This is a genomic window from Clostridium sp. C8-1-8, from assembly GCF_009928445.1.
GTDB lineage: Bacteria > Bacillota > Clostridia > Clostridiales > Clostridiaceae > Clostridium_AR.
In genome coordinates this window covers 220487-232026 of the sequence record NZ_JAABNO010000008.1, presented here as the reverse complement: position 1 = coordinate 232026, position 11540 = coordinate 220487, and the positions used below count along the sequence as shown (strand labels likewise).

9 protein-coding genes are annotated in these 11540 nt (G+C 31.8%); 8 read left to right on the top strand and 1 reads right to left on the bottom strand.

Annotated features, from left to right (window positions below; translation table 11 throughout):
• Nucleotides 1–186: 186 nt before the first annotated feature.
• Both GXK57_RS11050 and GXK57_RS11045 read left to right on the top strand, forming a co-directional pair.
• Nucleotides 187–1323 carry a sensor histidine kinase KdpD gene (locus GXK57_RS11050; protein WP_160675814.1) on the top strand — a complete coding sequence of 379 codons (1137 nt, stop codon included), beginning with the start codon at nucleotides 187–189 and terminating at the stop codon, nucleotides 1321–1323.
• Between the two features lie 240 nt (nucleotides 1324–1563).
• On the top strand, nucleotides 1564–2310 hold the full coding sequence (locus GXK57_RS11045; RefSeq protein WP_160675811.1) for a hypothetical protein: 747 nt from the start codon (nucleotides 1564–1566) through the stop codon (nucleotides 2308–2310).
• Between the two features lie 227 nt (nucleotides 2311–2537).
• On the opposite strand, the gene GXK57_RS11040 is transcribed toward GXK57_RS11045, so the two are convergent.
• Complete coding sequence (locus tag GXK57_RS11040) at nucleotides 2538–3347, bottom strand: DUF368 domain-containing protein (RefSeq protein WP_160675808.1); 810 nt, start codon at nucleotides 3345–3347, stop codon at nucleotides 2538–2540.
• Between the two features lie 204 nt (nucleotides 3348–3551).
• Here GXK57_RS11040 and GXK57_RS11035 point away from each other — a divergent pair, with 204 nt between their 5' ends.
• The 6 genes from GXK57_RS11035 (at nucleotide 3552) to GXK57_RS11010 (ending at nucleotide 11530) form a co-directional block, all read left to right on the top strand.
• Nucleotides 3552–4154, top strand: coding sequence for a TetR/AcrR family transcriptional regulator (locus GXK57_RS11035; protein WP_160675805.1), 603 nt, complete (start codon nucleotides 3552–3554; stop codon nucleotides 4152–4154).
• 181 nt (nucleotides 4155–4335) lie between these two features.
• Complete coding sequence (locus GXK57_RS11030; RefSeq protein WP_160675802.1) at nucleotides 4336–5040, top strand: ABC transporter ATP-binding protein; 705 nt, start codon at nucleotides 4336–4338, stop codon at nucleotides 5038–5040.
• A gap of 3 nt (nucleotides 5041–5043) precedes the next feature.
• Nucleotides 5044–8397, top strand: coding sequence for an FtsX-like permease family protein (locus tag GXK57_RS11025; RefSeq protein ID WP_160675799.1), 3354 nt, complete (start codon nucleotides 5044–5046; stop codon nucleotides 8395–8397).
• 338 nt (nucleotides 8398–8735) lie between these two features.
• Nucleotides 8736–9626, top strand: coding sequence for a D-alanine--D-alanine ligase (locus GXK57_RS11020; protein WP_160675796.1), 891 nt, complete (start codon nucleotides 8736–8738; stop codon nucleotides 9624–9626).
• A gap of 14 nt (nucleotides 9627–9640) precedes the next feature.
• Complete coding sequence (locus GXK57_RS11015) at nucleotides 9641–11089, top strand: PLP-dependent aminotransferase family protein (RefSeq protein WP_160675793.1); 1449 nt, start codon at nucleotides 9641–9643, stop codon at nucleotides 11087–11089.
• Nucleotides 11090–11146: 57 nt separating this feature from the next.
• Nucleotides 11147–11530, top strand: a complete 384-nt coding sequence (locus GXK57_RS11010; protein WP_160675790.1) for a hypothetical protein — start codon at nucleotides 11147–11149, stop codon at nucleotides 11528–11530.
• The last annotated feature ends 10 nt before the right edge of the window (nucleotides 11531–11540 follow it).

The following is an 11540-nucleotide window of genomic DNA, read 5'->3' as shown; positions in this document are numbered from 1 at the left end:
TGAAAAAATCATTTAATTCTAATTGCTCGCTCATATAGCATCTCCTTCTTAACCACTTAATTTCAACAATAATCTTAAGCATAGCCAATATTTATAGTAAAAGTATTATTAGTCTTAAAGTGCTGAAAGCTTAGAGTCTTCTATATTGATAGATAAATATAAAATTAAAAATTAAGAGGTAATAGAATGTGTAGTAAGTTTATAAGGACAAGTCCAGAGTTAGCTTTGAAGATAGCGGAAAGTTCCTCTCGTGGGAAGTTGAAGATATTTCTAGGATATGCTCCAGGGGTTGGAAAAACTTATTCTATGCTAAATGAGGCAAAAAGAAGGATAAAATATGGTCAAAACGTTGTTATAGGGTATCTAGAGGCTCACAACAGGACAGACACAGAGAAAAATAAAGAAGGAATCAAAGAGATACCTTTAAAGGAAGTTATATACAAAGGCAAAATGTTATATGAGCCTGATGTAGATAGAATCATAAAGTTAAAACCTGAGGTTGTTTTGATAGATGAGTTAGCCCATAGTAATCCACCAACATCAAAGAATAAAAAGAGGTACCAAGATGTGCTAGAGATACTTAGTGCAGGTATAAATGTTATAACTACTCTAAATGTTCAACATATAGAAAGTTTGAGTTTTTTAACTACTAATATTACAAGGATAGAGGTATCGGAGTTAGTTCCTTATGAGATTATTGACAAAGCAGATGAGGTTATAGTTGTTGACTTACCTCCAGAAGAGCTAATAAGAAGATTTAGAGAAGGAAAAGTATTTAATGAGTACTATAATAGTAGAATAGAAAACTACTATAATAAGAATACTCTAAATGCACTTAGAAGTATTTGCTTAAAGGCAGCAGCTGATGAAGTAGATACAGATTTATATAATTACATGAAACAGAAAAATATAAATTTAAATTGGCATGTGGCAGAGAGAATAATGGTGATAATAGATTCAGAAGCTGCCTCTAGGAAACTAGTGATTAGAGGAGAAAAGATGGCACAAAGATTTAATTCTGAATTATTTGTTATTTATATAAGAAAAACTAGTTTATTTAATCTAAGCAATAGCAATTTATCCCAATTAGAGATTAGACTAAAAACTTTATCTGAAAGGTTAGGAGCTAAGTTTTTAGTTGTTGAGAGTAAGTCTTACATCAAATCCTTGTGTAAATATATAAGTGAAAATTATATAACATTTGTAATAATAGGAAATAACAGTTCTTTTAAGAAAAAGATTAAAAATTATTTTAGAATGAAAATGCTTACAAACCTTATAAAAAACACAGAAGGTGCAGAGTTTCATATAATCCCTAACTAAAGATCTACCACTTCAATCTGAAGGCTATTTATAAAAACTCTTCTGGATTTTGAAAGGAATTTTTGTGAATACAAGTAAGTATGAAGTGGTACATCTATATAATAATAAAAAATAATTTAATTCGACAATATTCATGGGAATTTTTATTAAATATATCTTATAATAACCATGATGCATATTTTATAAATAAATATTCATTATAAAACTAAAGAGGATGGTATTTATTAGGGGGATTTAACCGTGGGTAGTGGCTTTTTTAATGATGTAGAAAATATGGGACAACTTATAAAAAGAATTGGCACTGGAATATTAGTGATATTAGTATGTTTACTATATTTATTTGGTATAGAGTTAATGGTGGATAAGCTGGTTGTGAGCAATAGACAAGCCCAAAGCTTCCTAATTGCTAATACCTTTTTAAACACTGCTATATATTCAGTTATTCCTGCAATAGCTATACTAACCTTGGTTTTGTACTTTGTTATTCTAAGGATTTCTAAAAGAGATGTAGTATACGAAATAAGCTTTGGGGCAATAAATGAGATACCTTCAAAGACAAAGATTGGTTCTTTTAGATATAATGTCTGTTTTCTTATGATATTTGTATTTTTATCTGCAGCTTTTTTTTATACCATAAAAAATTATTATGAACTCTCACCAAACAAGATAGTAAGACATAATATCATTCAATCGAAAGAGATACTATATAGCTATAACGATATCGTATCTTGTGATATAAAAGCTAAGACAAGAGGGAGAGGTTATACGGATTTGGTGTATAATATAAATCTTAGAGATGGTAAATCTTTTAATGCAGCTAGTACCATTTATAATGAAGGCGGAAGGTTAGATGCAATACAGGTTCTTAATGATATAATTACGGAAAAAAAGATTAAGAAGAATGTCGATAAGAATCATTATTATGGTCTGCTAGATGGAAAAAGTGAAAATGATATAAAGGTATATGAGAAAATATTTTCTGAATAAATTAAATAGATATAATAAAAAAGGAAGTTGTGCTAACTTCCTTTTTTATTTTACTTAAAGAGTCATCACTTCCAACAAAAATCTAAATTATTTGAGAAGGAAGTAGCTCGTTTTTCTAATGTATCAAGTGGAATATAATTTAGTTATACTGAAGATACAGTTAGTATTTTAATCAATGTATTATTGGGCAGAACTTATGTTGTTTAATAACAATGAAAGTGAATTCATTAATTAGAGGCTTTAAGACTAAAAAAGTATATACCAGTCAAGCCTAAAATAAATGCAATTGCTGAGGCTAGGATGTCCCATCCCAAAGGTATTCCAGGAAATACTGCAATGAGAGAACCTAATACAAAGCCAATTATTAGCATATAGGCTTTGCTTGGGTGTTTATCCAAAAACTTTTCTATAACCTTGGTAGAGGCTAATGTACCAACCAATATTCCTAATCCTATTGGAAGTAAGAAAGTTATATTTTGAGTGTTTATAGCTTTTAAAGTAATTTCATACAAGCCTAAAGTTAAAAGTATAAAGGAGGCGCTGATGCCTGGCAATATAAGTGCTATTGCAATTACTATTCCTGCTATAAAAAGAAATAGTAAGTTAGAAGTTTCTTTACCAGATGCCATTGTACTCACAGTGTTTGGATCCGAGCCTAATAGAAGCACCATAGCAAAACCTAATATAAGAAAAAGAAAATCAGACTTAGATTTTTTTGCTTTTATATTAGATTTATTATACAACACTGGCAGTCCACCAATTATGATGCCAATAAAGAGATATTGCATCATAGTAGGATATCTATCTATAATGCTTTCTAATAATTTACTTAGAAGTCCTATTCCTAAAAGTCCTCCTAAGCCTACCTGAAACAAAAATAAGGAATGCTTTTTCCAGTCAGTGAAAAATGAACCTATAGCATGTATTAAATCATCATATATTCCTAAGATGATTGCCATAGTTCCTCCGCTAACTCCAGGCACTAACGTGGCTATTCCAATAAAAACACCCTTCAAAATACTACTCATATATTTCATTAAAACACTCCTTGTAAAAATATTAGATATGCTATTAAGGGGTTGTATAAAACCTTTAAACAAATACATTATACGATATTGTTTAGCTGCATGAAATGAATTTTACGTAGATTTAACAAAGCAATCATTGTTTGGTATGACCAGCTCAGGTTGACATTAGAAATTTTTAGGAGTAAACTTTTAAAAGTGAACGGAGGTTTTCTAATGCAATATCAAAAGGATGAAATAAGAAAAAATATAATAGAAGAGGCTATAAAAGAATTTGATTGTAAGGGATATAAATCAACTTCAGTAAGAGATATAGCTAAGAGTGCTGGTACTTCTGTAGGAAATATATATAAATACTTTCAAAGCAAAGAGGAGTTATATGAAAGCGTTATTGGTTCTGTTTACCACAAAGTAATGGACTATATAAGTCAATTCAAGAAAGTTGAGCTAAATGATAAGGCAGAAGATATTTTCTATGATCTTTTGGAAAAGATAATGGAGATATTTGATGACAACAGGCTTGAACTATCAATTCTTCTTAATAAAAGCGAAGGCTCAAAATATGAAAACTGTAAGACAACGTTTATAGATTTCATAACTAGAATAGTTACAGAAGTCATGGAGTATGCACTTTCGCTTCAAAATAGAAAAATGAAGGATAACTTTATAATTTATCTGCTTTCTTATAGCTTAGTAGAGAGTATTGCGATTATTTTGAAAGAGAAAAGTGAAAGCTTTGTTGTTAGAAAACTTATATTTGATTTAATTGACTTATTTTTCAAAGATGTTTTATCAAAACTTGAGTATGTAGAACTTTAATATGAAAATTATATAGTATACTTAAGTAAGGATGCCAGAAAAATACAAAAGATGAAACTTTATATCAATGTATTAGAAGATCAAATTTGTTACTCTTATAGTATCATTAAAGAAGGTTATTTTAGAGAAGTTTTAAATTAAAAGAGAACAGAGGTTCACAAATGAACATGGAGGGAAGTCAATGGGGAATTTTATTGAGTTAAAAAATGTAAGAAAAAGTTATACCATGGGCGAAGTTGTTATTAAAGCAGTAGATGATGTTTCTTTCTCTATTGAAAAAGGAGAATTCGTCATTGTACTCGGTGCAAGTGGAGCTGGAAAATCAACTATACTTAATCTTTTAGGTGGGATGGATCAGGTTACTGATGGTCAAATTTTTGTTGATGGCAATGAGATAAGCAAGTATAACACTAAAATGCTTACAAAGTATAGAAGAGAGGATATAGGTTTTGTATTTCAATTTTATAACTTGGTTCAAAATCTAAATGCGGTAGAGAATGTAGAATTAGCTGTGGAGATTTGTAAGGAGCCTATGAATCCAGTAGAAGTTCTTAAAAACGTAGGTCTTGAACACAGAATTAATAATTTTCCTTCTCAGTTATCAGGCGGAGAGCAACAAAGAGTTTCTATTGCAAGAGCACTAGCTAAAAATCCAAAATTGCTCCTTTGTGACGAGCCTACAGGAGCTTTGGACTATAATACTGGTAAGTCTATATTAAAGCTTCTTTCTGACACCTCTAAAAAATATAATATGACTGTTATAGTTATTACTCATAACACTGCTATTGCACCTATAGCAGATAAGATAATAACGGTTAAAAGCGGCAAGGTTGAAAGTGTTAAGAAAAATAGTAATCCAGTGCCAATAGAAAGTATTGAGTGGTAAATTATGAAGAAGACATTTTTTAAAAACTTATTTAGAGATATTAAAAAGACTCTTTCAAGATTCTTGTCTATAGTAGTAATTATAGCAGTAGGAGTAGCTTTTTATGCAGGTGTAAGAGCTACCAGCCCAGATATGAAAACATCGGCAGATGTATACCTAAATGATACTAACTTTATGGATTTTAAACTTATATCTACCCTTGGACTTACAAAGGGAGATTTGGAGGAAGTAAGGAAGCAAAAAGGAGTAATCGATGCAGAAGGTGCATACTCAATTGATGCTGTTATTGAAAAAGACAATCATGAACTAGTATTAAACATAAATACTCTTCCTGAGGAAAAGGCTATAAACAGCATACTTCTTACTAGTGGTAGAAGACCAAGCAGCGCCAATGAAGCTGTTGTGGAAGAGAACTTCTTAAAGGAATATAAGTTTAAGCTAGGAGATAAAATTAAATTTGCCTCAGGTAATGATACAAAGATTGAAGATAACCTGAAAAATGCTGAATTTGAGATTGTAGGTACTGCTAAGTCTCCAATGTACATTTCTGGCCAAAGGCAGCTTAGCTCAGTAGGAAACGGCTCTGTAAAAGGCTTTGTGTACATATTGCCAGAAGTGTTTAAGAGTGAAGTGTTTACCGAAATTTATGTAAAAGCAGATAAGGAAGTAGGTAAAAACAGTCTTTTAGAAAATGACAAATATAAAGATGCTATTGCTAGTATGGATAAGAACTTCAAGGAGCTTGGAGTTGAGAGAAGCAAGGTCAGGTATGCGGAGGTCATAAAATCTGCAGAAGATAAATTGAAAGAAGCAGAAGATAAGCTTAATAGCTCTAAGAAGGAAGCAGCAGATAAATTTGCAGATGCTCATAATAAGCTTGATGATGGCAGAAGTAAACTTGAGCAAGGTAAGGTAGAGCTTAATAAAAATCAAGATTTGTATAATAAAAAGATTGCAGATGGAGAAAAGCAGCTTAAAGATGGAAAAGCAGCTATTAATGCTGGTGAAGCAAAACTAAATGCTAGTGCTGCGGATATAGATAATGGAAAGAATGCAATAGCTTCTGGTAGAAAGCAGCTAGATGAAGGTGAAAGTAAAATTATTGCTGGAAAGAACCAGGCAGCCTCTTCTATATCTGCTTCAATAGAAGGTCAGCTTGCAACTTTAAAAGCAAGTTTAGCTAAAGACCCAAATAATGTGGCACTTTTAGCTCAGTATAATGGTCTCAATCAAGCTTATACTAACCAAGTTAAAGGAAAAGATTTTGACTCAATTTACAATTTTCTTACTACCAGTGGAATGCTAAGTCAAATACCAAATTCACAAGTTCTAACTAACAGTAAAGCTCAGTTTGATTCTGGGTTGAAAGAAATCACAAGTAAAAGAAATGAAATTTCTGCTAAGGAGAGTACCCTTCTTGCTGGAGAACAACAGCTTATAGCAGGAAGAAAAGAACTTGACGCTAATAAAGTAAAAATATCTCAAGCAGAAGCGGACCTAGAAAAAGGTAAGAGAGAAGGTCTTACAAAGATAAATGATGCTAAAAAGAAACTTGAAGATGGAGAAAAAGAATTAAATGATAATGCTGCAAAGCTAAAGGAAGAAGAAGATAAAGCAAATACAAAGATTAAAGATGGGGAAGCGGAGATTCAAAAGAATAGAGATAAATTGAAGGATATAAAAAATCCTGAATGGTATGTTCTTGGAAGATCTCAGAATGTGGGATACGAAAATTATAGACAGGACAGTGATAGAATTGATAACATTGGAAAAGCCTTTCCACTGATATTTTTCTTAGTAGCAGCTCTTGTAAGTCTTACAACTATGACAAGAATGGTGCAAGAAAATAGAATTGAAATTGGTACCTTTAAGGCTTTAGGCTATTCAAGAGCCTCAATAGTTGCTCATTACTTGATATACTCACTATCTGCCAGTCTAATGGGAAGTATTATAGGAATATCCTTTGGTTTTAGATTATTTCCTCCACTTATTATGAAAGCATACACCTCACTTTATGCTATACCTAAGGCTATAGCGCCATTTAATTTTAAGTTAGCTATCGAAGCATGCTTAGTAGCAATCTTATTTACAACTATAGCGGCAGTAGCAGCTACTTTAGGTGAGCTAAGAGAGGTTCCAGCATCCCTTTTAAGACCAAAACCACCTAAGTCAGGTAAGAAAATACTACTTGAAAGAATTACTTTCTTCTGGAAGAGATTAAGCTTTACAAGGAAGGTAACTGCAAGAAATATCTTTAGATATAAGCAGAGATTTTTTATGACGGTAATTGGAATATCAGCTTGTACAGGACTTATGATAACTGGATATGGTCTTAAGGATGGGATCATAGGTGCTGTTGAGAAGCAGTTCAATGAAATTTATATTTATGATATGCAGACCTCCTTGACTCAAAATATAGATAATAGCGAAAAGCAGAACATAGAAAATAAAGTTATGAGTAATAACAACATTAAATCAATTTTATTTACTTATTCTAAGAATTCAACAGTTAATAAGGCTGATGCTTCTAAAGAAGATGCATATTTGGTTGTGCCAGATAAGCCTTCTGAATTAAATAACTATGTGAAGTTATCTATGAACGAAAAGAAACTAGAACTTAAAGATGATGGGGTTATAATCACTGAAAAGCTATCTAAGCTTGTTAACAAAAAAATAGGAGATACTATAGAAATCAGTGTCAATGATAAGGTTATAAAAGCTAAAATTTCTGACATAACCGAGCATTATGTACAGCATTATATTTACATGAGTCCTAAGTACTATAGAAGCCTAATGGGGGAAGATATAAAGTATAGCTCATTCTATGGACGTGTGAAGGATAAGTCTCAGGAAAGTCAAAATAAAATAGCTGAAAGCTTTTCTGGCATAGATAAGCTAGGAGCAACAAGCTTTAAGAGCAATACCCATCTTGATTTTAATAAGAGTATGGATAGTATAAATTCAGTAGTATTACTTCTTATAGCTTCAGCTGGAGTTCTAGCATTTGTAGTAATCTACAATCTTACTAATATTAATATAAATGAGAGAAGAAGAGAGCTTGCAACTATTAAGCTTCTAGGCTTTTACAACCCAGAACTAGCAGCATATATATACAGAGAAAATATGATTTTAACCGTTATAGGAAGTATAGTAGGTATTGGAGTAGGCATATTTATAAATAGTTTTGTGGTATCTACTGCTGAAACCAATGTAATAATGTTTTTGAGAACCATAAAGCCTATTTACTTTTTATATTCAGTTCTGTTAACAATTCTTTTCTCAGTTGTAGTAAATCTTGCTATGTATAAGAGATTCGACAAAATTGATATGATTGAATCTTTGAAGAATGCGGAATAAAATTGTTAACTAATTATTCTTAAATTAGTAATACTGTGTTAATAATCTGCTTATATAATTAAGTTAATAAATCGATCGACCACACTTACAAATAAAAGAAAGCAGTTGGATTCCCCCATCCAGCTGCTTTTTGCTGTTTTTTAAATTATAAAATATGTGATGTTTATAGGATTCCTAACTCAACGATTAAGTTATACATTAAAAAACTTATAGGAGTTTTTATATCTCAAACCACCTATATATGAAAACTCCAATAGGGTGGTACTTAATTATTTAGCAAGCTACTCTTATACTATTGTTATAGAGAGTTATGTATAAGTATAAGGAGTGAGATTTATATGAAAATTGGAGTATTAATGGGTGGAATATCATCAGAAAGAGAAATTTCTCTTTTATCTGGCAATGAAGTGGTGAATAATTTAGATAAAAATAAATATGAGGTAGTTCCAATAATAATAGATTCTAAGGTTGAAATTTATGATAAAGTTAAAGATATAGACTTTGCGTTTATAGCTCTTCATGGAGCATTTGGAGAGGATGGTACTGTACAGGCTTTGCTGGAAGGGATAGGAATACCTTATTCTGGTTGTAATGTACTTACCAGTGCCTTATGCATGAATAAGAAACAAGCAAAAAGAATAATGAGAGATGGTGGCTTAACAGTAGCAAAGGAGATAAGCATAAAAAATAATAGCTATGACATAGAAGGCCTAGAGAGTTTAGGGTACCCTATGGTAGTTAAGCCAAACTCAGGTGGTTCCAGTATTGGAACCTTTATAGTAAAGGATAGAAATGAACTTATAGACGCAGTTAAAGAAGCCTTTAAGTTTGATAATGAATTATTAGTGGAGGAATATATAAAAGGAGAGGAATATACTATACCTTTATTAAATGGTCAGGTTTTTCCTATACTTCAGATTAAAGCAAGCAGCACTTTTTTTGATTACCAATCAAAATACTTTGATGAAAAGACTAAAGAAGAAGTAGTGAAGCTTTCTCCAGAGTTAGAAGGTAAGATGGAAGCTATAGCTAAGAAATGCTGGGACATATTTGATTGCAAAGCTTATGTAAGAGTTGATATTATAGTAAGTAGTGGTATTCCCTATGTCTTAGAATTAAATACTGCTCCAGGAATGACAAAAGGTTCCCTGTTTCCTAGAAGTGCAAAAGGTGCTAATATGGAGTACAGCGAGCTTTTAGACAAAATAATAGAATACTCATTAGTGTAAGAGGTGGGATATATTTGATTTTTTCATTCTTTGATTTTAATAAAGAAGAGCCAATTTATATACAGATTGAAAAGCATATAAAAGAAAGTATAACCAGGGGGCTGCTTCAAAAGGGAAGCAAGCTCCCTTCTACCCGTGAAGTAAGTGAAATACTAAAAATAAGCAGAAGCACAGTGGTGACAGCATACGAAAACTTAGAAAGTGAAGGGGTTATAGAAAGCATCAAGGGAAAAGGTACTTTTGTCAATACTATAACTAAAGTTAAAGAAGAAGACTTTGATATAAAGTGGGACTCTAGAATAAATAACTATGCTGATACCTGTGAAAGTCTGGATATAATAAAAACAGAGTTACCCTGGGAAAGAGGAATGATTTCCTTTAAGAGCATTGCTCCAGATGAAACCTTATTTGATATTGAAGAGTTTAAAAGAGCCTTTTTAAATACGTGGTCTTTTCAAGGAGAAAAACTCTTGAATTATGGTTATGCTCAAGGTTATAAACCTCTTATAGAGTATTTGCTAGAATATATGGCCAATAAAGGTGTAGATATAAAGGGGAAGGATATATTAATAACAAATGGATTTACAGAAGCGTTCGATATACTTATAAATTCATTAACTGTGCCTGGGGACACGATAATATGTGAAAATCCAACTCATAATACAGCTTTAAAAATAATGAGAGCCCATGGACTAAAGATTGTAGGAGTTGATATGACAGAAGAAGGTATGGATCTTGTAAAGCTTGAGAAGTTGCTTAAAAGTAGTAAACCAAAGTTAGGGTTTATAATACCTTCCTACCACAATCCTACAGGAATAGTAATGAAGGGAGAGCATAGAAGAAAGGTTCTAGAAATATTTAAAAGACATTCTGTGCCTCTTATAGAGGATGGCTTTAATGAAGAACTTCTATATTCAAGTTCTCATGTTCCTCCATTGGCCAGCTTATGTGGTAAGGGAAATGGAGTTATTTATGTAGGAAGTCTATCTAAAATACTATTTCCAGGTCTTAGAATAGGGTGGATTCTTGCTGATAAGAAATTACTAGGTACTTTAGAGAGTGTAAAAAGAGCCAGGAATATTCATAGTTCATTTTTAGATCAAGCACTTCTATACAACTATATGAAAAGCGGAGCCTTTAATAAATATCTAAAAAAGGTTAGAAAGCATTACAGAGAAAAATATAGCTTCACTTCTTCAGCAGTAATGAAAAATGTACCAAATGAGTTTATAATGGGAGAAGGGGGCTTGCATATATTTGCAAAGCTGAAAGGCATTGACTCGAGAAAAGTTTTAGAAGGCTGCTATAAGAGAGGTGTGGTTTTTACTCCGGGAGATATATTCTATACAGATGGCGGTGGGAGAGACACCTTGAGAATAGGCTTTTCCAAGGTGAGTATTGAAGACATTGAAACTGGCATAAGAATAATCGGTGAAGAGGTTAAGAAAATCAGTGATAAGTAAGTTTTTTATATGTAGGGAAAGATTCTGATTGATAAATTAAAATATGAGAGGTAGATTATGGTTAATATTTTGGTTTTGTGTGCTGGAGGAATGACTTCCAGTTTATTTGTAAGCAAGATTGTAAGCGAAGCTAATAAGCTTGGATATAATTCTACTATGGAGACATTAAGTAATAAGCATAATGAAGAACTAGATGGCAAAGCGATCAGGTTTTATTATGGTGGTGCCAACTTAAATAAAGTTAATATAAAGGCTCAGGAAGAGTTTTTTAGGACCGTTGAATTTGTCTTTCTAGCACCACAGGTTAAATATGCCTTTAACAATATCAGTGAAGCTTTGAAAATATATGATATACCTTGCAAGGTTATTGACTCAATGGCATTTGGAAGAATGAATGGAAAGTGGGTAATTGATACCCTTATTGATTATCAAATATTATAAGTATAATTTT

What these genes read in the sequence shown, in the direction of transcription:
- GXK57_RS11010 (WP_160675790.1), top strand. Translation starts at nt 11,147, where the DNA reads ATGGTTAATATTTTGGTTTTGTGTGCTGGAGGAATGACTTCCAGTTTA.
- GXK57_RS11050 (WP_160675814.1), top strand. Translation starts at nt 187, where the DNA reads ATGTGTAGTAAGTTTATAAGGACAAGTCCAGAGTTAGCTTTGAAGATA.
- GXK57_RS11040 (WP_160675808.1), bottom strand. Translation starts at nt 3,347, where the DNA reads ATGAAATATATGAGTAGTATTTTGAAGGGTGTTTTTATTGGAATAGCC.
- GXK57_RS11020 (WP_160675796.1), top strand. Translation starts at nt 8,736, where the DNA reads ATGAAAATTGGAGTATTAATGGGTGGAATATCATCAGAAAGAGAAATT.
- GXK57_RS11035 (WP_160675805.1), top strand. Translation starts at nt 3,552, where the DNA reads ATGCAATATCAAAAGGATGAAATAAGAAAAAATATAATAGAAGAGGCT.
- GXK57_RS11025 (WP_160675799.1), top strand. Translation starts at nt 5,044, where the DNA reads ATGAAGAAGACATTTTTTAAAAACTTATTTAGAGATATTAAAAAGACT.
- GXK57_RS11030 (WP_160675802.1), top strand. Translation starts at nt 4,336, where the DNA reads ATGGGGAATTTTATTGAGTTAAAAAATGTAAGAAAAAGTTATACCATG.